The 26,926-nt window shown below is 41.1% G+C and carries 15 protein-coding genes; 10 read left to right on the top strand and 5 right to left on the bottom strand.

Annotation, left to right across the window (positions count from 1 at the left end):
- The first annotated feature begins 3 nt into the window (after positions 1-3).
- The 3 genes from CLV48_RS16660 to CLV48_RS16670 all read left to right on the top strand — a co-directional run bounded on the left by CLV48_RS16660 (position 4) and on the right by CLV48_RS16670 (position 2,251).
- Entirely contained in the window at positions 4-549 is a 546-nt protein-coding gene (locus tag CLV48_RS16660) for a CvpA family protein (protein WP_106568422.1), read from the top strand.
- A complete protein-coding gene (locus CLV48_RS16665) occupies positions 533-1,132 on the top strand; it encodes an anthranilate synthase component II (protein WP_106568493.1) in 600 nt (199 codons plus the stop codon). The genes CLV48_RS16660 and CLV48_RS16665 overlap by 17 nt, the downstream gene beginning before the upstream one ends.
- A 63-nt stretch (positions 1,133-1,195) precedes the next feature.
- Complete coding sequence (locus tag CLV48_RS16670; RefSeq protein ID WP_245889592.1) at positions 1,196-2,251, top strand: sialidase family protein; 1,056 nt, start codon at positions 1,196-1,198, stop codon at positions 2,249-2,251.
- 83 nt (positions 2,252-2,334) lie between these two features.
- Here the strand turns inward: CLV48_RS16670 and dnaN are convergent, their stop codons facing one another.
- The 5 genes from dnaN to CLV48_RS16700 form a co-directional block, all read right to left on the bottom strand.
- Positions 2,335-3,459, bottom strand: a complete 1,125-nt coding sequence (dnaN, locus tag CLV48_RS16675; RefSeq protein ID WP_106568424.1) for a DNA polymerase III subunit beta — start codon at positions 3,457-3,459, stop codon at positions 2,335-2,337.
- Positions 3,460-3,600: 141 nt separating this feature from the next.
- Positions 3,601-5,283, bottom strand: a complete 1,683-nt coding sequence (gene gldG, locus CLV48_RS16680) for a gliding motility-associated ABC transporter substrate-binding protein GldG (RefSeq protein WP_106568425.1) — start codon at positions 5,281-5,283, stop codon at positions 3,601-3,603.
- Positions 5,280-6,002 carry a gliding motility-associated ABC transporter permease subunit GldF gene (gene gldF / locus CLV48_RS16685; protein WP_106568426.1) on the bottom strand — a complete coding sequence of 241 codons (723 nt, stop codon included), beginning with the start codon at positions 6,000-6,002 and terminating at the stop codon, positions 5,280-5,282. Before gldF ends, gldG begins: the two co-directional genes overlap by 4 nt.
- 1 nt (position 6,003) lies before the next feature.
- The gene (gene gldA, locus CLV48_RS16690) at positions 6,004-6,915 is read right to left on the bottom strand and encodes a gliding motility-associated ABC transporter ATP-binding subunit GldA (protein WP_106568427.1); all 912 of its coding nucleotides are present in this window, start codon (positions 6,913-6,915) and stop codon (positions 6,004-6,006) included.
- Between the two features lie 217 nt (positions 6,916-7,132).
- The gene (locus CLV48_RS16700) at positions 7,133-9,790 is read right to left on the bottom strand and encodes a DUF5686 and carboxypeptidase regulatory-like domain-containing protein (RefSeq protein WP_106568429.1); all 2,658 of its coding nucleotides are present in this window, start codon (positions 9,788-9,790) and stop codon (positions 7,133-7,135) included.
- Between the two features lie 211 nt (positions 9,791-10,001).
- On the opposite strand from CLV48_RS16700, the gene CLV48_RS16705 reads away from it, so the two are divergent.
- The 7 genes from CLV48_RS16705 (at position 10,002) to CLV48_RS16735 (ending at position 26,849) form a co-directional block, all read left to right on the top strand.
- Positions 10,002-10,430, top strand: a complete 429-nt coding sequence (locus CLV48_RS16705) for a PorT family protein (RefSeq protein WP_211299962.1) — start codon at positions 10,002-10,004, stop codon at positions 10,428-10,430.
- 876 nt (positions 10,431-11,306) lie between these two features.
- The gene (locus CLV48_RS16710) at positions 11,307-14,342 is read left to right on the top strand and encodes a SusC/RagA family TonB-linked outer membrane protein (RefSeq protein ID WP_106568430.1); all 3,036 of its coding nucleotides are present in this window, start codon (positions 11,307-11,309) and stop codon (positions 14,340-14,342) included.
- An 18-nt stretch (positions 14,343-14,360) separates the two neighbouring features.
- The gene (locus tag CLV48_RS16715; protein ID WP_106568431.1) at positions 14,361-15,857 is read left to right on the top strand and encodes a RagB/SusD family nutrient uptake outer membrane protein; all 1,497 of its coding nucleotides are present in this window, start codon (positions 14,361-14,363) and stop codon (positions 15,855-15,857) included.
- 544 nt (positions 15,858-16,401) lie between these two features.
- Entirely contained in the window at positions 16,402-19,617 is a 3,216-nt protein-coding gene (locus CLV48_RS16720; RefSeq protein ID WP_106568432.1) for a VCBS repeat-containing protein, read from the top strand.
- A gap of 71 nt (positions 19,618-19,688) precedes the next feature.
- Positions 19,689-20,276: a hypothetical protein gene (locus CLV48_RS16725; RefSeq protein ID WP_245889593.1), complete on the top strand. Its 588-nt coding sequence runs from the start codon at positions 19,689-19,691 to the stop codon at positions 20,274-20,276.
- A gap of 34 nt (positions 20,277-20,310) precedes the next feature.
- Positions 20,311-23,592: a VCBS repeat-containing protein gene (locus tag CLV48_RS16730; protein WP_425430717.1), complete on the top strand. Its 3,282-nt coding sequence runs from the start codon at positions 20,311-20,313 to the stop codon at positions 23,590-23,592.
- A complete protein-coding gene (locus CLV48_RS16735) occupies positions 23,589-26,849 on the top strand; it encodes a VCBS repeat-containing protein (protein WP_106568434.1) in 3,261 nt (1,086 codons plus the stop codon). Before CLV48_RS16730 ends, CLV48_RS16735 begins: the two co-directional genes overlap by 4 nt.
- The last annotated feature ends 77 nt before the right edge of the window (positions 26,850-26,926 follow it).

Consider the following 26,926-nt stretch of genomic DNA (forward strand, 5'->3'; position numbering starts at 1 on the left):
CTCTTGGCGATCCTGGATTTTATCATATTGATCTTTTTGGCCTTGGGCGCCTATAGTGGCTATAGACAGGGGTTGTTTATCAGCATCCTGTCTATTGTGGCTTTTGTATTGGCCTTGATTCTGGCTTTCCATCTGATGGACTGGGGGGCACAAAAATTGGCAGTACATGTCAACGAACTCACTTTTGCCCTACCATTTGTGGCATTTATCATGATATTTCTAGGCGTAATCCTGATTATAAGGGGACTCGCCTATTTAGTGAAGAAAACATTGGACTTTACCCTATTAGGTTCTGTTGATAGCTTGGCTGGGGGTATTTTAGGTGTAATTAAGACGGCTTTTATATTGAGCTTTTTCATTTGGATCGCCAATGCCTTTGAGTTCAAAGTCACCGAGGAGTGGACCAAAGAGTCAAAAACCTATGCTTTTATCCAGCCTATGGCTCCTGTAGCAGTAAAGGCCTTGGACAATTTTACCCCAATTATCAGTCAGACCATCAGCACAGTACAGTCTATGGTAAAAATCACTTCAGATGGTACTGTTGATTGATAATTTTGATTCGTTTTCGCATATGCTTGCCGACTATTTGAGGCAGATCGGTATGGACCTGCACATCGTGAGAAATGATGAAGACCCCTACAAACTAATATCGCAGGAATGGGAAGCCTTGGTTATCTCTCCAGGGCCGGAAACTCCTGAAAAAGCAGGAAATCTGATGACAATACTCGACCTGTTTGTTGGCAAAACCCCAATTTTGGGAATTTGTCTGGGTCATCAGGCTATAGGACAATATTTTGGGGCAAGCTTAGTCAAAGGTAGCCAACCTGTACATGGTAAAGTGCATCATATTTTTCAGAAAAGCGCACATCCCTACTTAATGGGATTGCCTGATAGCTTTCAAGTGACCCGGTATCATTCTTTGGAGCTAAAAGGTTTGCCGGAGGACTTGGAGATACTTTTGGAAACTGAAGCTGGAGAAATCATGGCCTTGGCTCATAAGTCTCTTCCCATATTCGGAATACAATTCCATCCTGAGGCCTATTTGACGCAGTTTGGAAAGGAAATCATGGAAAACTGGTGGAATCAGAGCAAATCTGAAGTAATCAAGCCTTTGAGTGTAAGCACTTGGTAATAAAGGCATTGTTTTTTAAAGCTTTGTTTGTTACTTTTAATAAAACAGTTTTCAAAAATGACTATGCCTAGACTTGTAATCCTTTTTTTTATCCTTTCTACAGGCATAGGTCATGCCCAATTATTGCTTTTTGAGGAAATCCAGCCGCAAGTTGAGACATTTGAATTTGTATTTGGGGAAGAAAGGCCATTCGCCCAATGTCATGCATCTTCAATTGAAAAATTGGGATATGGAAGGTATATGATAGTCTGGTTTGCTGGATCTCATGAGAAGAATGATGATGTGGGAATTTGGATGTCCAAAGGAAGTCCGGGAAATTGGACTTTTCCAGAGCTATTGGTAAAGGTCCGGGATGATGCCCATTGGAATCCAGTTCTTTTTTATGCACCGGACAAGATGCTGTACCTGTATTTTAAGGTGGGTAAAGAAATTGATGACTGGGAAACCTGGGTCATGTATTCCGCGGATTTGGGGGACACCTGGTCAGACCCTCAGGAGTTGGTCGAAGGGGATAGAGGAGGAAGAGGTCCCGTGCGCAACCATATCTTGGTTTTATCTAATGGAACTTGGTTGGCCCCAGCATCGATTGAAAAAAACAGGGTTTGGAATGCTTTTGTGGACAGGTCTGAGGATGGGGGCGAAAGTTGGTTGAACTCTGAGACCTTGATTTTGGATAGGGAATTGATAAAAGGAGAGGGAGTTATCCAGCCTGCCCTTTGGGAATCTTCACCGGGAAATGTGCATATGTTGTTGCGGACATCTGCGGAGAAGATTGGCAGGAGCGATTCCAAGGATTTTGGCCGTACTTGGACTCCGGTGGAGCTGATTGATTTGCCCAACAACAACTCAGGAATAGATGTAGCCCAAATCAAAGGTGAAACATTGGCTTTGGCATATAATCCGGTCGGCAAAAACTGGGGGCCGAGGTATCCCATGGAATTGGTAATTTCAGAAGATAATGGTCTGACTTGGCCTATCAAAATAACCATCGAAGAAGGAGCTGAGGGCGATGAATTTTCCTATCCATCGCTGATTGAGGAGGAAGGATCTTTGGTCTTATGTTATACTTGGAATAGAGAGAACATCAGATTTGTAAAACTCAGCCTGAATGGAAAGTAGGGATTTAAATGTCAATAGCCAATAAAAAACAAAACCCCTCGGACAAGTTGTCAAGGGGTTTTTGCATTAGGTTGGTTGGTTATTTATACGTAATTGTTCAACATCACTGGCATCACCAGCATCAGTATGTCTTCATTTTCTGAGGTATCTGACGGAACGATCAATCCTGCTCTGTTTGGTGCAGAGAACTGCAAGGTCACTTGTTTGGAGTCCAGGTTATTCAACATCTCCACAAGGAATTTTGCATTGAAGCCGATTTCGATATCTTCTCCATCGTGTTCGCAGGAAAGTCTTTCATTGGCTTCATTGGAGAAATCCAGGTCTTCCGCAGAAATCTGAAGTTCACTTCCTGTCAGTTTTAATCTTACCTGATGAGTGGTTTTGTTAGCATAGATAGCAATCCTTCTCAAAGAGCCAAGGAAATCCATGCGGTCAATGGTCATGTGGTTTGGATTGTCTACAGGGATTACATTTTCATAATCTGGAAAGCGCTCATCGATCAGTCTACAGATCATTTTGATGCTGTTGAATTTAAAATAGGCGTTAGAGCTATTGAATTCAACAGAAACAGGGACATTTTCTGAGGGCAAGGTAGATTTCAAAAGGTTTAGGGCCTTTCGGGGAATGATCAAACTGGCAGGATCACCAGAGGCCACATCTACCCTTCTATACCTTACCAATCTATGGCCATCTGTAGCCACAAAAGTAGCATTGGTGCTGCTCAGGTTGATATACACCCCTGTCATAGCAGGTCTTAATTCATCATTGCTGGTCGCAAAAATGGTATTGCTGATAGCAGAGCTCAAAACTTCAGTTGACATATCCACAGCAGTGGCATTGGTCACAGTAGGTATTTTTGGAAAATCAGTAGCATTTTCTCCTGCAAGTTTGTAACGTCCATTGTCAGAACTGATTTCGATGCTGTAGGTGTCGTGGTCAATACTGAAAGTGACTGGCTGCTCAGGTAGGTTTTTTAAAGTTTCGATCAGGATCTTTGCAGGTACTGCAATGTTTCCGTCTTCTTTAGCTTCCACGTCAATTTCTGTCATCATGGAAGTCTGCAGGTCAGAGGCAGTGATAGTCAGTTTTCCGTCCTTGATTTCAAACAGAAAGTTTTCCAGAATGGGTACTACCGGATTGGTGGTGACCACGCCGTTTATGGCTGAAAGCTGCTTCAAAAGGGCAGAAGAAGAAACAATAAATTTCATATAGAAAGGGCTTATGTTTTAGCTGTTTTTTGAACAGGGTAAATTTATAAATAAAATTATAAAAGCAGCCCTTAAGGAGTAAAAAACCTTGAAATATTGAAAGACTGCTTATTATTAGTCTTGCCCAAGGAAATTCATGGACTAATTACCGTATTTTCTTTTTCGAAACTTTGTCCAGATTAGGCCAAGAATGACAAAGAAAAATACAGGGACTAATATGTTGACAATCTGCCACTTGGTTTTTTCCTCACGTACCTTTATTTTGTTCAAAGGGCGGATTTGCAGGATTTTGGTCCTTGTGGCCATAATGCCTTCAGGTTCCAAAAGATAATTTACAGCATTCTGGAGCAATTGCCGGTTGGCATATTGGGTATTATTAAATGGATCATCTCCCAAAGGCAATGGATTCCCATCTACAAAGGATTTTTGGCTTTTAAATAAAAGGCCGGTTCCTGCTACCAATACCCTACCTCCATTAGAATTTTCCAGGAAAGAAGATTTTTCAACTCCATCCGGTAGAAACCTGTTTTTGAACAAAGAGATGAATTCTCCTTCCAACAAATAAAGTAAAGGTAGGTTTCTAGATCCAAATTCATCAAGATTTGGCTCTCTTGACATATCCTCAAAGGCTATTCTTACAGGGGAATTTATTTTTCGTCCAAGATCGGATCCAAAAATCAGAGGTGTTTTTTTAACACCATCTGCTTTTACTGTATCCAAGCTGCTTACAAACCGAAACATGACCTGATCCAGGCCTTTGGTGATTGGATGCTTGGCCATTCTTCCAGCAGCTATATAAAAAGGCCATGGCAGTGGAATGATCTGTTCCTGATTGCCAAAATTCCCCGCAATAACCGGGTGGTAACCAAAATCCAAATCTTGGATAAGGTCTTTATTGACACGGATACCATAGCGGAAAAGAAGCTGATCCAGTCCATGATCTCTGGGCATGGCGATAGTTCCCTCTCCACCTGCCTCTGCGAGATCATACTCCATGGCGTCTATAAGGAAAATCAGATTTCCTCCACGCATTAGATATTGGTCAAGGAAGTAAATTTCTTTTTCTGAGTAGGCCTCCTTAGGCCCTGGCACAATAATTACATCAAAGGGATCCAAATCATCTGCTTTGGTAGCATCCGCTAAAGGAATTTTAAATACTTCATGCTGGTCTACTAAGGCTTCCACTATCCCAAAGCCATCATCTTCGTTCATTTCTCCACGGCTGATGGTCATTCCAACGGATTTTTCCTGTCCGATGCTGACCTTTTTGATAGCCTGAATGAGTTCATATTCCAGATTTTCTATGGACTGGTTCAAAATTTCATCCGGACCCATTCCCTTTTCCCCTTTCAGCAATAAGGCTCCGGTTTCATATTCTTCAGTACGGACCAATACTCCCGGGAAGATCAGTTTACTTTTTTGCCCCCCCTCCTCTGTAATGAATAAGTTGGTCGGGTTGATCCCATATTCGGATAATCCCACGATGTAGTCTTCTCTAATACTTTCCGGAAGGTTTAGTGGATCCTCATAATAAAAAGTAATTTTTTGATTGCTGTAAGCATTGAAGGTTCTGACTGTTTCCTCGATTGAACGCTGTAGTCTACGCATGCCCCCAGGAAGTTTTCCTGTAAGCAGAATATCAACCTCCACGGGTTCTTCCAGCGATTTTAATACCTCTATACTCGAAGGATGGAGACTGTATTTTTTTTCTTCTGTAAGATCCAGTCTGAAAGGGAGAATTCTAACTGTAAGTCCGATAAATACAATGGCCAAAAAGATTAAGGCCAGGTTTTTGCCAATGGATGAATAGCTGCCCTTTTTCATTTTTTTCTGCTTATTATCCCTGTTAATCCCAACATCAGAATTACGATACTGATAAAATAACCTAGGTTTTGTCCATCTATCACCCCTCTTGCCATGCTTTGGTAGTGAAAGCTTAAGCTTAACTCTTCTAAAAATAAGGCAAATGAATTCATGATATTGAGCTGTACTAGAGCGGTAAGTCCAAAATACATCAGAAAAGAAATAAATACCCCCCAGATAAATGCTACCATTTGATGAGAGGAAAGCGAAGAACCCAATATTCCAATTGAAGCAAATACAGCGCTGATCAGGATAAGGCCAATCCAAGAACCGAAAAATCCGGCATGGTCAATATTTCCGGGAGGATTTCCAAGTTCAACCATGCTGTAATAATAAATAAGGGTAGGCAAAAGGGAAATGATGATCAAGGTAAGTGCCGCCAGATACTTGGCAATTATTATCTTCCCAATACTCAGTGGAGATGTCATGAGCAATTCCCAGGTACCGGTTTTTTTTTCCTCGGCAATCATTTTCATAGTGATGGCAGGGATGAGGAAAATGAAAACATAAGGAGTGTAAAAGAAAAGCGGTTCCAGGTCCGCAAATCCATATTCTAAAACAGAAGTGTCAGGGAATACCCATACGATCAAACCTATGGATACCAGGAAGACAGATAGTATCAGATAGCCACTGAGGTTGCTGAAAAACCCATTTATTTCTTTCCAGTACAAAGCACGCATATCAGCTGTTTCGGGTGATTTGGTGAAAAATATTTTCCAGATTACGCTCCTTCAATTGAATGCTTACCAGGTTAAGCTTTTTTTCCTGAAGGAGTTGAAGAGCCTCTTTACGGGCAATTGCACTATTTTCAACTTCGATTGCTATGGAATTTTTATTTCCCAGATGAAATGAAACTTCTCCCAGTCCAGAAAACCATTCCAATTCAAGTTTTTCTTCCACCTCAATCAATAGGGTTGATTTTCCTACTTCTCGCTTCAGGTTTTTTAATAGGTCAGAGGCGACAATTTTTCCTTTATTGATAATGACCACCTTATCACAAAGGGCCTCCACTTCCTGCATGATATGAGTGCTGAGAACCAGTGTTTTGTTTTGGCTTATATTTTTGATCAATTTTCTGATTTCAACCAATTGATTAGGATCCAGTCCAGTAGTTGGTTCATCCAGAATGATGACTTCCGGGTCATGGATAAGGGCTTTGGCAAGTCCTACTCTCTGGCGGTAACCTTTGGACAGTTGTCCGATTTTTTTATGGGATTCGTTTTCCAGCCCACATTGAGAAAGTAGCTCTTTTATTCTTGGAGTAATGGTAGATTTTGGCATGTCATATAATCCGCCCATGAAAAATAAAAACTCCTTTACATACATATCTAGATAAAGGGGGTTATGTTCAGGCAGATATCCTACTAATTTGCTGACCTCCTTTGGCTTTTCTAGTACCGAAATTCCATTGATTTTTACATCCCCTTTATCAGGAAGGATAAAGCCAGTGGAAATTTTCATGGTTGTGGATTTTCCCGCACCATTAGGTCCCAAAAAACCCAGGACCTGCCCTTTCTCGGCAGTGAAGGAAACCTCGTCCAAAGCTTTTTGTTTGCCGTATGTTTTGGTCAGTTGGATTACCTCTAAGGACATGTAGTTATAATTATGGAGCTAAAATAGGGAGAAATATGAAAGTCTAAAAACCAAAAAAGGCTTCAAAGAAGCCCCAGTGAAAGAAAGTACAGCCATGAGCTGACTGTCTTTATTGATATTAAACCTTACAATTGCTAAGATAGCATTGGTTTTTGGAAATTGCAAATCGGGTTTTGGTACTTTAATGCCACCAAGGTTCCAAAGCACAAAGATCCTATCAATCATCAAAGCTGATATTGATAAAGCTGGCAATACCAAAGCGGACACCTGACCTTTGGTAATTGCCGTTTTCAAATCCTGCCCCCATTTCCAATCTGAAGATCCGGAAAAGGTTGTCCAATGAATATCCAACTTCCCAATAATTCGGGGAATTCTTAGTTTTTAAATAATTGAAAAAAATGTTTTCCCTTACTCCAGAGAAGCGCAACATCGGCAGTTGGGTCAGTAGAAACTTCCGGAACTGGTAATGCACAATGGCACTCACATATTCAGTCTGGGTGCTGTATTGGTAATAATCAAGGAAGCGGTAATTAGAAGCCACTCCCATATTGGCAAAAATGGTCCTGTTTCCACCAAAGTGTTTGAAATCCATGAAATACACCCGGTTGTTGTTGAGAAAGCTACCAGCTTTTAGGTTGAAATCCATTTTACCGCTTACCCCAAAATTAAAGAAATGCTCGATTCCCGCTTCCACCAAATCAAAGTCAGAAGCCATGGGGTCGTTCAAAAAACCAGGAATAGCTTTGATATATTGTAGATTGACCAAAGGGGCAGAGCTGTAAATGGGCCTTTTCCTTCCATTTCTAATGCTGTATTTCAAACCCGGCCTCCATTCCATCGAATTTTGCCAGATCAATGCCCTGTGGTTTTGAAAAGCATTGTCATCAGCCTCAATATTTTCAGGTTGATTGGGAGTATAGGCCCGCTCTGGACGTCTGTACCAACTGAAATCTGAGTTGTTTTCTAAACTAGTCCTTTTGGCGTAAGTAACACTTCCTCTGTAAGTTAGCGCATCATTGAATCTTTGGTAAAAATATCCTTTTACAAAATCCTGCTCGTAGAGTTTCATGTAATTTTGTCTTAAAAGAATGGAGTAAAAGGCGTTGACCTGCTCTGAAATGGGATTGTCTGCATTGAACTGATAAATGAATTTTCCTCCGCTTAGGCCAAAACTATGGGCCTTTTCCCCTTGTGTGATGGACCTCCGTATTTCAAGCGTGCTGTAAGGCTGTTGGCTTGAGAATCCATACCGGAATTCCGGTCTGAAATTCCAGGACCGCACATGGTTAGTGACCGAATCCGCCATTTTGGTGGACTTTTCTATTCTGTAGAACCCCGCCAAACCAAATTTAAAGCCTTCCACTGTATTAAAGGAAAGACGGTTCATATTGGAATGGAAGCCTGCAGACCTGCCGTTTCCAAAGTAATACCTGCCTCCGGTAAGAATTTCCATGGGCTGGAATTTTCTTCTGGATTTCTTTGCCACGGAATCGACTTCTGATTTTTTTGCAGCTTCTACTACCGCAATACTATCATCTCTTCTGTAACCTTTGATCTCAGCTTCTGTGAGTTTGACGGGGCGGATGCTGTCCCAGTAGGAAAGGCTTCTTTTGGTGGCAAGGGAGTCGATGCTGTATTTCCGTTCAGATACTACTTCTACATCTTCTCTTTCTTTCAGTGCTTCTTTTTCATAGGTATTGACCAGCTTCCGGAAGTCTTTTCGGGTCATCTTATCTGCCTGGGCCATTTGTTCCAAACTGCTGAGGTTTTTATCCAGCTTGATTATATCCTTAGGAACTTCATCCACCTTTTCATCAATGATTTTGGTTTCTAGGATCAGGTCAGGATTGAGGGTGACTTTGTAATCTCTAGTGGAAGCAAGATATTGGTACTCTCCGGCAAAGCCGAAAATTTTCCCTCCAAAAGTATAAGTATGGGTGGAAGGCATCCAGACATTTTCAGCTACGGGCTGGTAGAGTTGTTTTATACCTATCTGGAAGCCCAAAAGGGAAGTAGTCAGGTCCAAGCTATGGATAGCCCAGATGTTCTCTATGATGTATATATGTCCTTCAAATACCCTTTCTCCTTTAGACCTAGGAGTAACCCTGATTTTATTGACCATTACTTCATTTTCGATAAAGGAGCCTTCATATTTGAATCGGTAATAGGCAAAGGCAGAGGGAGACAAGGGGGAGATGGCCTCATTGATTTTCGGGTTGTAAAAACTTGAGGCCAGATAAGGGGCAGGAGAGATGTTGTTGTCATCTCCGCTTGTTCGGATACTTATGACTTTTTCCTCAACAGTGTTGGGTTGGCGGAAAGTAATCTGAGAAACCGACTCGCTGGTATAAGCCTCATTGAGTTTGACTCCGTCTTTTTCAAGTTCTTTTTTGAGGAAAAAAGGAGCATTGGTGAGTTTGCCGGTACCTTTCAAGTACACCATCATGCTGTATTCCTGCACCTGCAATCTATGGAATTTGGCCTTGGAGATGGCCTTACGCATGATGGTCAGGGCAGGGTCTTCCTGATTGGTTTTGACAGTTACTTCTTGTAGGGCGTAAACTTGTTCCTTTAAGGTGAAGTCAAGACTGACCCAATCCTCTAATACAACAGCAGTCTGCACCTGGGTAGCATAACCAAGGTATTGGGCGACCACATCATAGACTCCCTTTTTAAGCCTGAGCTCAAATTCACCATTGAGATTGGTGGGGATTCCCTCGCCCAGGTTTCGTACATAGATAGAAGCAAATGGAAGGGCTTCTCCTCTTTCATTAAGAACTTTTCCTCTAATCCCTTGGGCCATTAATGATTGTGCAAAAACCAATAGAAGAAAAAATATAATCGTGAAAATTTGGGTTTGCCTAGCAGTTGTCATTTGTTCAAAAATGAAGTTTAAAATCGTTTTGAATGTTTTACGATCTTGTTGATCAAAGCTATAAATTTACATGAGACCAAAGATAAATAGTAAGGTGAAGGTTAAGAAAAATATTTTTATTGTTTTAGTTTTTTTAACAGATGACTTATTGGTTTGCTTTTAAAAAGCACAATGAAATGAAATTGGTTTACTAATCATCTTTTGATTGAGCATGCCACTATCTTTTGCCCAACAAGCTGAATTTGGAATAAGCTCAGGTCCGGCCAGACACCTTATTATTAGAGGGGAACGTGACTGCTGTGAATTTAGGTTTGGTTTCTATAGAGGTGATTACATGGAATTGGCGCTTTTCAATAAGATAGCCTTGGAACCCATCATCCAATTTGCAAGAAAAGGAACAAAAAAATCGGAGTTTGGGACAGCGATCGGCCTGAGGAATGATTACCTTAATTTCCCCTTGTTGTTAAATATGCAGACTAACGAAACCATTTATGCTTTAGTCAGTCCACACACCTCTTTTCTCTTGAATTTTAGCTTCGTAATGTTTGAACCAGACAATAAGGCTACCAATTATGGGAATGAGTTAAAGGATTTGCGGAATAGATCTGACTTTTTTGCCGTATTGTGCTTGGGTGTTTAGCTCAGCAATGGACATGGGTTATCCAGTATAGTGAAAGCAACTTATTTAATTGAGGATTTAAATTGTCTTTTCAAAAAAGCTCATGATTAAGTCTATTTTCTAAATTTAATCAGAAGAGCTAACCTGTTACATTTATTATGAGAATGTTAGGTATTCCGATTATTTGGTATGTGACACGGATCAAATAACGGACTATTGATAAGCTAACAAAATAGATGGGTTCGGCTATTTAGGTTATAAATATATCTAAAAGGGAATTCAGCTTTGCTACATTCCCTCTCACCTCCGCCGAGTTCCCAAATCTAAATCCTATTCTCCTAACTCGATTGATGAACTTGCCATACATGCCTATTGGATGAAAACAAGACTTAATTCTCCCGAGTGTGGTATTTTGGTTAATCAGATTTAATTATTCAAAAGTAAAATTAGCCGATTGCTTTTAAAACCATTTTCAATCACTTTGATTCTCTGATTTTTAGAAATAATTAAGTCCATATACAGGAAAATCTGACACAATCGGAAGCAGTTTGAAAATAAAAGCATGTTCTCGCGAAAAATATTACAAATCTTCTTGTATGTCCACATTCTCAGCTATTTCAGGTTTGCCCATAAAATATTATTTCGATTTTCACTTTTTTAATAAAATTGAAAAATTTTAACTATTCGAAAAGTTCAAACGTTTTCGGTTGGAAATATCATAATAAAAACAGAAAATTTTTAGCGATTAACAAAAAATACATTTATTCTGTTAACGGGCCTTTGTCCAAAACGGCCCCGTGGAATTTGTTAAATTTTGCAAAATAAAATTTAAACAGTGATTTTAGATTTGAAATTAACTATACAAACCATTTCGTTTTTTTCAAAACAACAAACCCTATGAGAAATTATTTACAAAAATTAAAAGCATTGTCGCTGATTATCTTACTGATGGTATTCAGTATAGCGGCGGCATTTGCACAAGGTCGGGAAATTTCGGGAACTGTCCTGGATGCGACCTTAAAGGATCCCCTGCCTGGGGTAACGGTCCTGATTAAGGGCACGACAAGAGGTACTACAACTGATTTAGATGGTAGATTTAGCCTTACTGTACAGCCCGGGGATCAACTTTTGATATTTTCCTTTGTCGGTTTTACCACACAGGAAATAGCTATCGGAAATCAGAGCACATTCAGTGTTCAGTTGGCGGAAGATATTCAAAGTCTTCAGGAAGCGGTGGTCATAGGTTATGGTACACAGGATAAGAAGGAAATCACTTCTGCTGTGGCTTCGGTAGGAGCGGAACAGTTCAACCGTGGTAACTTCCCTAACCCAACGCAGTTGTTGCAAGGTAAAGTAGCTGGTCTTTCGGTGACCCGTCCGGGAGGTAACCCAAATGCCCAGCCAACGATACGTTTAAGAGGTATCTCTTCTTTTGGTGCTACACAATCACCACTTATAGTATTGGATGGAGTGATCGGAGCTTCTATTGATGCAGTCGATCCGAATGACATTGAATCCTTTGATGTATTGAAAGATGCCTCTGCAGCTGCGATCTACGGTACAAGAGGTGCTGCGGGTGTGATCTTGATCACCACAAAAAAGGGTGCAGCCAAGAAAGGCATTTCTTCAGTGACCATCAATAGTTTTGGTTCCGCTGAGCAGGCTACCAACCTGATTCCAGTTCTTTCTGCTCAGGAATTTGTTGAAAGAGGAGGTGTAAACTTCGGTTCAGTTACCAATTGGAGAGATGAAATTCTTCAGACTGCTTACAACGGAACAGTCAACGCTTCGGTAACAGGTGGATTTGAAAACACTACTTTTCTTGCCTCCGTCAACTACCGTAACAATGACGGTGTTGTAAGGGGAACCAATAGAGAAACTTTGAACACCAGATTCAACCTAAATCATGGTGCTTTGAACAACAGGTTGAGAATGAACCTGAACTTGGCATTTACCAACACAGATGGTACCAGTGTAAATGAGGAAGCAGTAAGATATGCTACCATATATAATCCAACTGCTCCAATTTTCGAAAGGGATTTTAATCCTGCAGGTGAAACACCAGCTCAAAGAGAAGCCAGATTGGCAAATGCAAACAGAAACTTTGGAGGTTATTTCCAAAGATCATTGTTTGACTTCTTCAATCCTGTTGCTTTGATCAATCAGCAAAGGTTTACTGACAATTTCCAAAATGCACTTTATTCCTACAGGGTAGAATTTGATTTGACTGACAAAATCACCGTTGCTTCCCAGTTTTCGCAGGATAGGTGGACCAGACAAAACACCAGCTTCTTCTCCAGACAGGATTTTGCTACTGGTTTTGGTAGATTTGGTCAGGCCGGTCAGAACATTGAAAACAGAAATACTACAGTTTGGAACGGTACTGTCCGTTTTGAAGATGAGATTGCAGACAGGTTGAATTTTACATTCCTTTTGGGCGGTGAAACTCAGATTTTTGAAAGAAGCCAAGTTTGGGCTGCTTCTACAAGGTTCCTATTTGACCAAGGGCCAAACAACTTAGGTGCCGGCGGTCTTAGATTTGGTCCTGGCACTGATTTGAGGTCAGAGGCAGAAAGATCAGTATTGAATTCTGTGTTTGGTAGGGCTAATTTTAATTACAACAACACCTACTTCCTATCTGCATCCTTAAGAGCTGAGACATTTTCGGGATTCGGTAAAGAAAATCAGACAGGTCTTTTCCCTGCTGTAAGTGCAGGTGCGGACTTCACCCAAATTTTTGACATGGGTATTTTCAACCAATTTAAGCCAAGGGCTTCCTTTGGTGTGGTAGGTCAGTTGCCTCCTTCCCCAACTTTGGCATTGGGTGTTTTCGGTAATGGGAACAGAATTCCTTTGAATCCTAATGAGCCTGTTAACTCTGTTTTTGTGGGCATCAATCAGTTGTCTAATCCTAATCCACAATTGAAGTGGGAAACTACCCGTGAATTTACTGTAGGTTTGGACTTTGGTCTTTGGAACGGAAAAGTGACAGGTCAGATGGATTATTATAGAAGGAGAATTGCCGATTTGCTTTTCGAAGTTGAAGTACCTATCGGTGCTCCAAATGAATTCTTCCCTGGCAACTTCTACACTGCTCCTACTATTTGGGCCAATTTGGCTGACTTGACTTCAGGAGGATTTGAGTTTTTGGCAAGTGTGAACAATATCAATTTGGGTAATGGTATCAACTGGACACCAAGCATTAATTTCACAATCTACCAAAGAGCCAGAATCGGAAATATTGGTGTAGGTTCTATTGGACTTCCTGAAATCAGAAGAGCAACTCCTGGTTCTCCTGGACAAAACAATAACCCTATAGTTTGGAATAAAGAAGGAGCGAGAGTTGGTGATTTCTGGGGACCTAGATTATTGGGTCTTACAGATGGTGGGGAATACATCCTTTCCGGAGAAAATCCTGACGAATTTGAAAGATTGGGCAATGGTTTGCCTACCGGTGATTTTGGTTTCTCCAATACCTTTACTTACGGCAATTGGGACTTGAACTTCCTCGCTAGGGGCAGCTTTGGGCATTTGATCTACAATTCTTTCAGAGGCTTCTACGAAAATGCTGATGGTGCTTCCAATACATGGAATTCTGTAATAACCCGAAACACTCCAACCAATCCTTTGGTTACATCTACACCGACATTCTCTGATCTGTATTTGGAACGTGGGGACTTCTTGAGATTGGATAACCTGCAAATTGGATATAATATTCCGACCAGGGCTGCCAACCTGAACAATCTCAGGGTCTACGGCGGTGTTCAGAATCTGTTTACCATCACTCAGTTTTCCGGTGTGGATCCTGAAGTAAGATGGGAGGATACGCCTAATGCGTTTGACAGAGATCCTTTGGCACCAGGTCTAGAAAGAAGAAATACTTATTTCTTGCCAAGAATCTGGACAATGGGATTAACACTTACATTTAAATAACATAAACTCAAATTATATATGTTACGATCGATTAAAACTTTATGTGTGGGAGGCCTGGTGGCGATGACCATGGGGTCTTGTTGGGAATTGGAGCAGGAGGTGCTTACGGGGCTTACGCAAGAGCAATTGAATGCAAATGTAACTCCGGAGCTAATCGAGGTGCTTAAGCAATCTGCTTATGGTGCGGTAGTGGCGGCTGGATATGGTTCGCATGGAGGACTTTACAGTATCAATGAGGTTTCTTCTGACCAAATGGCCATCCCTCAAAAGGGAGCTGACTGGGAAGATGGTGGTATTTGGTTAAGAGCACACAGACATACATGGCTTTCTGTAGATGGTCCTTACAATGGTTCCTGGCAACAGGCCTTCAGGATTGTTGGTGAATGTAACCTACTCTTGTCACAGTATCCTGATTTGGAAGATCTAGGAGCTGAACTGAGGGTTTTGAGGGCATTTGGATATTTGTTGTTGATTGACAACTTTGGGAATGTGCCTATTATCAGAGAAACAGATAGAGGCGGAGCTCCTCCTCAAAATACCAGACAGGAAGTGTTCTCATTTATTGAAACTTCAATCCTTGAAAATGTCGACAAATTGACCAAAACCAATACGCGGACCAATCTGAATTATTGGACTGCTCATATGATTTTGGCCAAATTGTACCTGAATGCAGAAGTTTACACAGGAACTGCCAGATGGGCAGATGCGGAAAGAATATTGGACGTGATTATCAATGAAGGTCCATATTCATTAGCTCCTAATTTCTTCAGTAACTTTTCTGCAAATAATTCCAATTCCCCGGAGAACATGTTCACCATTCCTTATGATGCTAACAATGCCGGAGGATTTAATATTCATCAGATGACATTCCATTATGCTACGCAGCAAACTTTCGAATTGCAAGAACAGCCATGGAATGGTTATGCCGCATTGGAGGAGTTTTATAATAGCTTTGAAGATGTCGATGTCAGAAAAGGTAGCTTAAGAGAAGGTCCACAGTTTAGGTCTGATGGCGTAACTCCAATTATTGATGATGCAGTAGAAGCAACAGACCCTGATGGTCCAGAAATTAACTTTACTCCTTTTATCAATCAATTGGCTCCTAATGCTTGGAGACAGGCCGGAACCAGAATCAATAAGTTTGAGATCCCTCTGGGTTCTGCGCCTAACCTGAGTAATGACTTCCCTATTTTCAGGTATGCAGACGTTCTTCTTATGAAAGCAGAAGCCGCTTGGAGAAGAGGAAATAATGCAGTAGCCCTTCAATTTGTAAACCAAGTGAGGGATAGAGCAAACGTTCCTGCATTAACCACCATCAATGCAGATGTGTTGTTAGCGGAAAGAGGTAGAGAGTTATTTGCAGAAGCTCACAGAAGGTCTGACCTGATCCGCTTTGGAAGGTTCAATGCTCCTTGGTGGGAAAAAGCAGCTTCGCAGCCGTTCAGGAACTTGTTCCCAATTCCTGAGAATCAGTTGCAGGCAAATCCTAACCTGAGGCAGAATCCTGGATATTGATCCTCGGGTTCATACAATTAGAAAAAGAAGTGCACCACCGTGCACTTCTTTTTAATTTAAGGAAATTCAGGTACTATGGATGATTATTATCAATTTGGAAAAAGTTCATAAGGGGTTAAGATATCTTGTGGAGCGTCATTCGCTTCTCTAACAAAGACAGAAATGTGCGTCACTTTCGAAGGAAGAATCGCACAAAAATGAGGAGTTCCTTCTCCATCTGTGTAGGATCAGGTAGGCGGTTCAAGTGATTTCATAACCTTTTCTGCAAATACTAAATTTTAATATCTCAAGGTGACGAAGTCGGGTAATCTGTTATTGATAGAAAACCTCCCAATTTCCATTCGCTAATTGATTATTCAGCGAATGAGTTTGAAACAAACCTGACAGATTTTTGAAATTGGTTTAACCGAGGTATTTTAGTGTTCCCAAACAGCATAAGCTTAATTCATCAATAACCTTGATTCGCCCGATTTTCATTTTCCTTTTATTATTGTCAGCTATCTCTTGTTCAAAGAAGGAGGATAGACCTGTACTTTTTGAACTCATGGATAAATCCTGGACAGGGATTGATTTTAGGAATGACTTGGTATACAATGAAAAGTTCAATCCCTACACTTTTAGAAACTTTTATAATGGTGCTGGGGTAGCATTAGGTGATATCAACAATGATGGCTTGGTGGATATTTTTTTGGCTGGGAATCAAACTTCCAACAAACTTTATCTGAACAAAGGAAATTTCCAATTTGAAGATATAACCGAGAAGGCAGGTTTGGCAGTGCCAGGCATCTGGTCCACAGGTGTTTCTATGGCGGACGTTAATGGGGATGGGCTCCTTGACATTTATATCTGTAAATCCGGTCCACTAGGAGGATCGGAGCGTCATAATTCACTTTACATCAATAATGGAGACCTGACCTTTACCGAAATGGCAAAAGAATTTGGCATTGCTGATGAAGGCCTGTCCCAGCATGCTGTTTTTTTTGATTTTGATAAGGACGGAGATTTGGATATGTACCTGCTGAACAATTCGGCCAGATCCATCGGAGTCAATGATTTAAGAATTGGTCAAAGGGATATCAGGGACCCTTTTGGAGGTAACAAACTGTACCGAAATGATGGAGGGCGGTTTATCGATGTCAGTGAGGAAGCTGGAATTTACGGGTCCGCCATTGGTTATGGCCTGGGCGTGACGGTGGCTGATATCAACAAAGATGGTTGGCCGGACCTTTATGTATCCAATGATTTTTTCGAAAAAGACTACCTCTATATCAATAAGGGAGACGGAACCTTCAGAGAAGCCTTAGAAGAAATGATTACGGAAATCAGTATGGGGTCTATGGGGGCTGATATTGCAGATCTGAATAACAATGGTTGGCAGGATATTTTTGTAACGGAAATGCTCCCTGCCAATATGGAACGTGTCAAAACCAAAACACCTTTTGAAGAATGGGATAAATATCAGGCCAATGTAACGGCAGGCTATTTTCACCAGTTTACACGGAATACCCTTCAAAGAAACTTGGGCTATCAGCCCGATTCCGATCTTCCCCACTTTATTGATGTTGCTAGGCAATCAGGGGTGCATGCTACCGATTGGTCTTGGGGTGCTCTGATTTTTGATGCAGATAATGATGGCCTAAGGGATATATTTGTTGCCAACGGCATTGTAAAAGACCTTACTGATTTTGATTACGTCGATTATTATGTCAACAACCAAAATCTCATTTCCCAATTCAAGAAGGATTCGATTTTACTGACCAAAATGATCGATGAGTTCCCTTCCAATCCCTTAAGGAATTATCTCTTCAAAAACCTTGGGGATTTCCATTTTGAAGATATCGCCGGAGCTGAGGGGATGGGTCAGCTCACATTTTCTACAGGGGCGGCTTATGCAGATCTGGACAATGACGGAGACCTTGACTTGGTGATCAATAACCTCAATGGGGAAGTTTTTTTGTTTAAAAATAATAGCCGTGAGCTTAATGGATATCACTTTCTGCAATTTGAACTTTCCGGGCAATTTGGTGCACAGGTGACTTTGTATAAGGGCGATCATTTGTTTTTTGCGGAGCACAATCCAGTAAAGGGCTATATGTCCTCCGTGGATCACCGCCTACATTTTGGTTTGGGAAATATTGACCGCCTGGACTCTGTGCATATCCTTTGGCCCAATGACAAATTGACGGTGCTCAAAAGTGTCGAGGCTGATCAAGTCTTGGTATTGGATCCAGAATCTGCCGAGGAAAATAAAGCAGTATTTAAAGGTCCTACCCATACAAGATTATTAAAGAAATCTCAATCCAGGATTCCCTGGAAACATCAGGAAAGTGATTTTATAGATTTTGACAGGGACAGGTTACGTTTCCATATGATTTCGAATGAAGGACCCAAACTGGCTATTGCGGACATCAATGGAGATGGATTGGATGATCTCTTTTTACCAGGAGCACGAGGGCAGGCATCAGTCATCCATTTGCAACAGCCCAATGGTGATTTTATCCTCCATCAGGTCTTTGAGGAAGATCAATTGTCCGAAGATGTGGGAGCTGTATTTTTTGATGCCAATTCAGATGGATTCTTGGATTTATATGTCCTAAGCGGAAGCTTGGAGTTTGGTAGTCGTAACCCGAATTACCAAGACCGATTGTATATCAATAACGGGAAAGGGATATTTGAAAGAAAGGTGGATCACTTGCCCATGCGTTTTGAAAGTTCTTCCTTTGTCCGGGTTTTTGACCATAATGGAGATGGTGCGCCTGATTTGCTGGTAGGTACAAGGACCATTCCTTTTGCTTATGGAGTTGCAGGGGATGTAGTGATTTTAGAAAACCAGGGAGATGGCAAATTCCTTGATAAAACCAATGAGTTGGCCTCTGGTTTAAAAGGGCTTGGAATGACAAGGGATGCGTGGGTAGGAGACCTGAATGGGGATGGAATACAAGAGTTAGTTATCGTAGGGGAATGGATGCCGATCAAAGTATTTCAAAAAAAGGATGGACAATACCAGGATGTATCTGTTGAATTTGGCTTTGGGAAAACCGGAGGATTATGGAATACCGTTCATGTGGCCGATTTAAATGGGGACGGTTGGCCGGATTTATTGGTAGGGAACATGGGAATCAACACCCGGTTGAAAGCCACTGTTAAAGAACCTATGAATTTGTATGTCAATGACTTTGATCGTAATGGAAGTATTGAGCAGATCTTGACCCAATATGAATCAGGGAAATCTTTTCCGCTGGTTCTTAAATCTACTCTCCTGAAACAATTGCCTGGATTAAGAAAGCAATTGCTTTCCTACGATATTTACAAGGACAAAACGATGAGGGATTTATTTCCTGAAGAATTACTTACTCAAAGCCAGGTGTTGGAAGTTCATAACTTAGAGACTTCTATTTTCCTCAATCAAGGAGATGGCAAGTTTGTAAAAGGGAATTTACCCCAATTGGTTCAGGCCAGTCCTGTTTATGCTTTTGCAACTTGGAAGGACAAGCAAGGAAAAATGCATTTATTTATGGGCGGCAACCATAGCAGAATCAAGCCCGAACTAGGCATTAATATGGGAAGCTTCGGATGGCACTTGATGGGAGGTGAGGATATTTATTCACTTGAAGTAGTACCTGTTGAAAAATCCGGCTTATTTGTCAGGGGAGAAATCAGGGATTTGCAGGTAATCGAAACTGCAAAAGGCAAAGCACTGATTGTTGCAAAGAATAATGATAAGGTAGAAATATTTGATTTGCCCGATAAGAGGGATTAAGTTTAGGGACTTCAAAGCTTGAAGTGCAAATATAGATTAATAAGAGGATGTATATTTTGAGATTCGATAAGATGAATAGCAGTAAAATGTTGATGGGATTGATGAGCCTGATGCTGCTGGCCTGTCAGCCTAAATCGGAATATCAGAGAATAAAAGAAAAAGAACTGGCATCTGGCAAAATGGTTGAGGAGCTTTTTCTTGACTTAAGGTTTGGAATGGGAAGGAAAGAGTTTTTTACTACCTGTTGGGAACACAATAAAAATGGTGTCTTGACCAATGGAGCCCATTATCTCCAAGTCCAGTATAAACCTGTTATGCCATCAGGTAAAGATGCCTTAATGCATTTTTATCCCCAATTTGAAGATAACAAGCTTTACTATATGCCTATGGAGTTCAGTTATCCCAATTGGTTTCCGGGGAATGAGGAGTACTCCAATGAGAAGTTGTTGGAAGATGTATTGGGCTTGTTGAAAGAATGGTATGGGGAAGGTTTTTTTGAGGTAGCCAATAGGGATCGTTCGGTCTCTGCCTTTGTGAAAATTGATGGCAACCGGTTGATTAGGGTGTTCAAAAAAAACTTAACCACTATAAGAGTTGAAATGCTTGACCTTAGGGTGAAGGACCTCTCTGAAATGAACAAGAATGATGAAGCAGCTTAAAAATAGCATTTATGTGGGAAGCTTGCTTTCCATCATGGTGATTTCCTGCCAAGAAAAGGAAACAGAAAATAAGGATTTTCTATTTGAAAAAGTTGAATCATCTTATTCAGGAGTTCATTTTCGGAATGATCTCAAATTCGATGAGAAGTTCAATATTTTCACCTATCGGAATTTTTATAATGGTGGAGGAGTGGCTCTTGGAGATGTCAATAATGATGGCCTGATTGATATTTATCTGACTTCCAATCAGGGAGAAAATAAATTGTACCTGAATGAAGGAGACTTTAAGTTCCGTGATATTACCTCCGAAGCAGGGGTAGCCGGCACAAGGGCATGGAGTACAGGGGTAGCTATGGCGGATGTGAATGGGGATGGTTGGTTGGATATCTATGTATGCAATTCAGGAGACATCAAAGGAGACAATAAACAAAATGAGTTGTTTATCAATAACGGGGATGGAACATTTTCGGAAATGGCCGAGCAATACGGTTTGGCAGATCAGGGATTTTCCACTCACGCAGTATTTTTTGATTATGACAATGATGGCGACCTTGATGTGTACTTATTGAACAACAGCTATCAAGCTATAGGTAGCTTCAATAAAATGCAAAATGAAAGACCAAGAAGAGATCCAGTGGGGGGGGATAAGCTTTTTAGAAATGATGGGGATAGGTTTACAGATGTTTCAGAAGAAGCAGGTATTTATGGATCTGTAATTGGCTTTGGTCTTGGAATCACCATCGGAGATGTCAATCGGGATGGTTGGATGGATATCTTCATTTCCAATGATTTCTTTGAAAGGGATTACCTCTATATCAACAATCAGGATGGCACTTTTACCGAAAGCCTGACAGATTACATGAGGTCAACTTCAGCGGCATCCATGGGGGCTGATATCGCGGATATCAATAACAATGGGTATTTGGATATTTTTGTCACCGATATGTTGCCGGAGTCATCCCAAAGGCTCAAACAGATCACTACTTTTGAGAGTTGGGACAAGTTTCAGTTCAATGTGCAACATGGTTATCATTACCAATATAACCGCAATATGCTCCATGTCAACAATGGAGATGGTACTTTTTCAGATATGGGCCGTCTTGCAAATGTAGAGGCTACAGATTGGAGTTGGGCGGCTTTGATGTTTGATATGGACAATGATGGTTTGAAGGACATTTTTGTTGCAAATGGCATTTACCAAGACCTGACAGATCTGGATTACCTGAATTTCATTGACAATGAGGAAACCAAAAGGGCTATCATTTCTCAGGATGGGGTGGATTACAGGAAGTTGATTGATCCAATGCCTATCAATCCGGTTTCCAATTATGCTTTTAAAAATAAAGGTAACCTGGAATTTGAAAATGTCATCCATCAGTGGGGGATGGGAGATCCTGTGCATTCCAATGGCTCCGCTTATGGAGACCTGAACAATGATGGAGCAATGGACCTGGTGATCAACAATGTGAACAGTGAAGTTCTAATTTTCAAAAACAAGAGCTTGGAACTTCTACCGGAGAATCATTATCTGAAAGTTCATCTGAAAGGAAAGGGTGCAAATACCTCAGCTATCGGTACTCAGGTACGCCTACTTATAGGAGATCAGCAATTGTACCAGGAGCAAATGCCCAATAGAGGTTTTCAGTCTTCAGTGGACTATAGGTTGAATTTTGGATTGGGAAAAGCTGATAAAATCAATGAGGTTCAGGTAAGATGGCCTGATGGCAAGATTACCATTTTAAATGATGTGGGAGTGAACCAGATTTTGGAATTGAATTGGAGTGATGCAGTTGAGCCTCCTGCCGGATTTATCTTTTTCAAAGAACCCCAGGGACAGATTTTCCAAAAAGCATCTAATGAGATTCTGGATTTCGTTCACAAGGATAACCAATTTATAGATTTTGATAGGGACAGACTGACTTACCATATGCTTTCCACAGAGGGGCCAAAAGCTATTTGGGGAGATGTCAATGGAGATGGATTGGAAGATGTTTATTTAGGTGGGGGTAAAGGCTTTTCCGGACAGCTTTTCATACAACAAACTAATGGAACTTTCAGGAAAACTGTTCAAGAATCCCTTTTTGCAGACCGATTTTCAGAAGACACCCACGGCGTATTCCATGATTTCAATGGGGATGGGCATTTGGATTTATTTGTAGCTTCCGGAGGCAACGAATCTGGATTTGGTGCATTGGATCTCTCCGATCGTTTATATATCAATGATGGCAAAGGTAATTTTACCAAGTCAGAAAGTAGTGGGCTTGCTAATTTTAAGAACAGCAGTTCAGTAGTCCGCCTGATCGATGTAAATGGGGATGGGATTAAGGATCTTTTTGTAGGATCGCGGGTAGTGCCCTTTCTTTATGGGGTAAATCCAAATTCCCAAATTTTGATTTCTGATGGTAAAGGTACTTTTAGAGAAGGAACGGCTCAGTTTGCCCCAAGTTTAAATGAAATTGGGATGGTTACCGATGCAGCTGTGGTTGATTATGATGGAGATGGGAAGGAGGATTTGATTTTAGTAGGAGAATGGATGGCGCCAACTTTCCTTAGAAATACAGGCAAAGGCCTTGAAAAAATAGCCATGCCTGAAATGCAGCAGTACAAGGGCTGGTATCAGGCTATAGCTACAGGGGATTTCAACGGGGACGGCAAAGTAGATTTTATTTTGGGAAACCATGGTTTGAATACAAGGTTTAAAGCCAATCAGGAAAGGCCGATCAGAATGTTTGTTAATGATTTTGATCAAAATGGCTCCGTAGAGCACCTATACGTCCAAAAAGAAGGAGGAAGACATGTGCCATTTACGCTTAAGCATCAGCTGGAACAACAAGTACCTTCTATCAAAAAGCGGTTTTTGAAATACAGCGCTTATAATGATAAATACATGGAGGATATTTTCACTCCTCAGGAGCTCAAAAATGCGGTAATGCAGGAAGTTAATTTCCTTTCTTCTGCGATTTTGATCAATCAAGGGGAAGGCAAATTTGAGGTAAAAGCATTGCCAAGGGAAGCCCAGAGAAGTTGGATGTATGCGGTTTTGGTCACAGACCTCAATGGGGATGGTGCGGACGACTTGATTATGGCAGGAAATTTAAGCGGGGCGCAACCACAGGTTGGCCAATATGACGGCAGCTATGGGGAGGTTTTGTTAGGAGATGGAAAAGGGGATTTCGCATATATCCCCAATAGGACACACGGGCTTCAGCTCCAAGGAGATATCAGGGATTTACAATTGGTGGAATTGAAAGGGGCCAAAATTCTAATGGTGGTAAAGAACAACGCCCCCATTGAATTTTGGAAAGTTAAGGAATGAGGAGGGTTTACAGTTTTCTTTTGATAATCATCGGGGTATCCTGTTCCACCCCCAAGCAGGAAACCCTTTTTACCTTGCTTTCTGCCGAAGAAACTGGTATTGATTTTAGCAATAATCTGATCTCTACCGGGGAAATGAATATCTTAGAGTACCTCTATTTTTACAACGGGGGAGGGGTAGCCTTGGGGGATATCAATAATGATGGGCTGGTGGATATTTATTTTGCTTCCAATCAAGGAGAGAATAAACTGTATTTAAACAGAGGAAATTTTAGGTTTGAAGATATTACGCTCTCAGCTGAAGTGACAGGGGAGGGTGGCTGGTCCACCGGAGTGACTATGGTCGATGTCAATGGGGATGGTCTTTTGGATATATATGTCTGTCAGGTAGGAGATTACAAGGGGCTTAAAGGAAAAAACAAACTCTACATCAATCAAGGAGACCTTACTTTTACAGAAGAAGCAGAGAAATATGGTGTTGACTTCATAGGATTTTCCACGCATGCAGTATTTTTTGATTATGACAATGACGGGGATCTGGACATGTACCTTTTGAACCATTCAATAAAAAAGCCGGAAGTTTTTTCACATGCTGATACTAAGTTTACCAATCAGGATGAAAAGGGGGGAGACAAACTCTTCAAAAGCCTAGTAGCCCAGGGTGAGCAGCGCATGGTGGAAGTAAGTCAGGAAGCAGGAATTCTTTCTTCCAGTTTGGGTTTTGGTTTGGGAGTTGGAATAGCTGATGTGAATGGGGATGGGTGGATGGATATTTATGTTTCCAATGATTTTACAGAGGATGATTACCTCTATATCAATAAGGGTAATGGTACTTTTGTTGAATCGCTTAAGGAGTACATAGAAAATACCAGCCGTTACAGTATGGGCAATGACCTGGCTGATATCAACAATGACGGCCTGCCAGATATTTTTACTACGGATATGTTGCCCCGGGATCCTGAGATATGGATGAAATCTGTGGGAGAAGACAAACAAGAGGTTTTTGATATCAAAAGGAGGTTGGGTTACGGAGACCAATATGTACGGAATCATTTACAGCTGAACAGGGGAGATGGCAAATTCAGCGAAATAGGCTTGCTGACAGGAACGTATGCAACTGATTGGAGCTGGTCACCATTGATTTTTGATATGGACAATGATGGATTCAAAGATATCCACGTGACCAATGGGATTGTCAAAAGACCCAATGACCTGGATTTTATTCAATATAGTCAGGAACCTACTCCTGAATTGACCGAAAAAGAGGTCCAAAAAAGGCAGATAGACATGCTTCCCACCGTCAAGTTGGCCAATTTTGCTTTTAAAAATAAGGGCAATCTCGAATTTGAGCAGGTGGCCAAACGATGGGGTTTGGATCAACTGAGTTATTCGAATGGCTCTGCTTATGCCGACCTGGATAATGATGGGGACCTGGATTTAGTGGTCAACAATACTGATCAGCCTGCTTTTATTTACCGGAATAATGCTGAGAAATCGGGCAATTCCTTTGTACAACTTGAACTTAAAGGTGATCGCTTCAACCTGTATGGGATTGGTGCGCAGGTTTGGGTATTGGCAGCAGGAGAAACCTACTATCAGGTATTGAGTACATCACGGGGTTTTCAATCAGGAACCTCTACAGTATTGACTTTTGGCTTGGGCAATGCTGATCATATTGATGAAGTATATGTGATCTGGGGTGCTGGAGAAGTGGAGAATTACGGATCTCTTACTATCAACAAAAGGCATCAACTGGTAAAAGGCCAAGGTGGAAATTCGGAGATGCCAAAAGGCAAAATTTCCAATGTTTTGGAAGTTGTTGATTTGGGTTTGGATTGGAAGCATGATGAAAACCTGGATTTTGATGAATTCAGAAGGGAATACCTCATGCCACGCCGATTTGCCACAGAAGGTCCTGCATTGGCTGTCGGGGATATCAATGGGGATGGCCTGGAAGATATCTACCTAGGAGGGGCCAAAGGGCAGGCAGGAGCATTGTATTTGCAACATGTTGACGGAAAATTTGTCCTTCAACAAAACCCCATATTTGAGCAACTCAAAATGGCCGAAGACGTGGTTGCGGAGTTTATTGACCTAAACAGAGATGGATTTTTGGACCTGTATGTAGGAAGTGGAGGCAATGAATCTATTTCCGGAGAAGTGTTCAATTTTGACAGAGTATTTATTAACGATGGGAAAGGGAATCTACGATTCTCTATAAATTCCCTTCCTCCAATTGGAGAAAACACCTCCACAATTGCATTTCATGATGTGAATGGGGATGGAGCTATCGATATATTTGTTGGTTCTTCTGTGGTTACAGGGAATTATGGGGCTAAGCCCAGATCTTATTTACTCATTAATGATGGCAAAGGCAAGTTTATAGAAATGACACCTTCCTATTTTGGGGAGGATTTTCGTCCAGGTATGGTACAAAGGGCCCTTTGGAATGATATTAATGGGGATGGGGAAAAAGAATTGATTTTGACAGGAGAGTGGATGCCTGTGGTGGTTTACCGTAAACAATCCGATGGGACTTATAAAGAAACTGCTCCTTTGGCGGCTGAGGGATGGTATTATGGAATGGAAGTATTTAGCCTTGATGGAGAAGATAAGGGATTGCTTTTGGGCAATTTGGGTTTAAATAGCAAATTGAAAGTTTCAGAAAAAGAGCCTGCACAACTCTTTCATGGAGACTTTGATGGCAACGGTCAGGAGGATCCATTGCTATTTCATTTTATGGAGGGTTATCTGGTACCCTTTGCTACCAGGGATGATCTCATCAGGCAGATTCCCAATTTGAAAAGGAGGCATGAAAGTTATGTAAAGTATGCTCAATTGAAAGAGCCAAAGGGATTGCTGGCAAAAGAACAAATGGGCCAAGCCAGCATATCTAAGGCAAAGGAATTTCGTTCTTTGTTTATCGATTTAGGAAATAAGAAGAAAACAGCCTTACCGATCGAGATACAGTTCAGTCCTATCAGAGATTTTGTTGTTTTTTCATCAAATGGCAGTACATATGTGATGGGAGTGGGGAATTTTTCCGGTTTCAGGACGGATTATGGAAAGAAAATGGCCCAGCCATTCGTTTTGTTAAGATGGACAGGAGATGAGTTTGTTCATGAATCTTTAAGTTTGCAAGCCAAACATTATTGGGGAGAGTATAGGCATATAAAAAAGATAAGGATAAATGGGGAGGAGCATTTGATTGGCGTCAGGAACAATGGTAAACCTGTATTTTTTAGGTTGAAGCCATAAGGCAGCTCTGTTAAAGTATGTCAAAAATCATCAAATTAAAAACCCGGAGAAAATTTGAAATTTATTGATTTTTCATA

Origin of the sequence: Cecembia rubra, assembly GCF_003014575.1 — a bacterium.
GTDB classification, from domain to species: Bacteria; Bacteroidota; Bacteroidia; order Cytophagales; family Cyclobacteriaceae; genus Cecembia_A; species Cecembia_A rubra.

Excerpts from the sequence above, each read along its gene's own strand:
- CLV48_RS16665 (WP_106568493.1), top strand. The coding sequence starts at position 533 with ATGGTACTGTTGATTGATAATTTTGATTCGTTTTCGCATATGCTTGCC.
- CLV48_RS16670 (WP_245889592.1), top strand. The coding sequence starts at position 1,196 with ATGCCTAGACTTGTAATCCTTTTTTTTATCCTTTCTACAGGCATAGGT.
- dnaN (WP_106568424.1), bottom strand. The coding sequence starts at position 3,459 with ATGAAATTTATTGTTTCTTCTTCTGCCCTTTTGAAGCAGCTTTCAGCC.
- gldG (WP_106568425.1), bottom strand. The coding sequence starts at position 5,283 with ATGAAAAAGGGCAGCTATTCATCCATTGGCAAAAACCTGGCCTTAATC.
- gldF (WP_106568426.1), bottom strand. The coding sequence starts at position 6,002 with ATGCGTGCTTTGTACTGGAAAGAAATAAATGGGTTTTTCAGCAACCTC.
- gldA (WP_106568427.1), bottom strand. The coding sequence starts at position 6,915 with ATGTCCTTAGAGGTAATCCAACTGACCAAAACATACGGCAAACAAAAA.
- CLV48_RS16700 (WP_106568429.1), bottom strand. The coding sequence starts at position 9,790 with ATGACAACTGCTAGGCAAACCCAAATTTTCACGATTATATTTTTTCTT.
- CLV48_RS16705 (WP_211299962.1), top strand. The coding sequence starts at position 10,002 with ATGCCACTATCTTTTGCCCAACAAGCTGAATTTGGAATAAGCTCAGGT.
- CLV48_RS16710 (WP_106568430.1), top strand. The coding sequence starts at position 11,307 with ATGAGAAATTATTTACAAAAATTAAAAGCATTGTCGCTGATTATCTTA.
- CLV48_RS16715 (WP_106568431.1), top strand. The coding sequence starts at position 14,361 with ATGTTACGATCGATTAAAACTTTATGTGTGGGAGGCCTGGTGGCGATG.
- CLV48_RS16720 (WP_106568432.1), top strand. The coding sequence starts at position 16,402 with ATGGATAAATCCTGGACAGGGATTGATTTTAGGAATGACTTGGTATAC.
- CLV48_RS16725 (WP_245889593.1), top strand. The coding sequence starts at position 19,689 with ATGAATAGCAGTAAAATGTTGATGGGATTGATGAGCCTGATGCTGCTG.
- CLV48_RS16730 (WP_425430717.1), top strand. The coding sequence starts at position 20,311 with ATGGTGATTTCCTGCCAAGAAAAGGAAACAGAAAATAAGGATTTTCTA.
- CLV48_RS16735 (WP_106568434.1), top strand. The coding sequence starts at position 23,589 with ATGAGGAGGGTTTACAGTTTTCTTTTGATAATCATCGGGGTATCCTGT.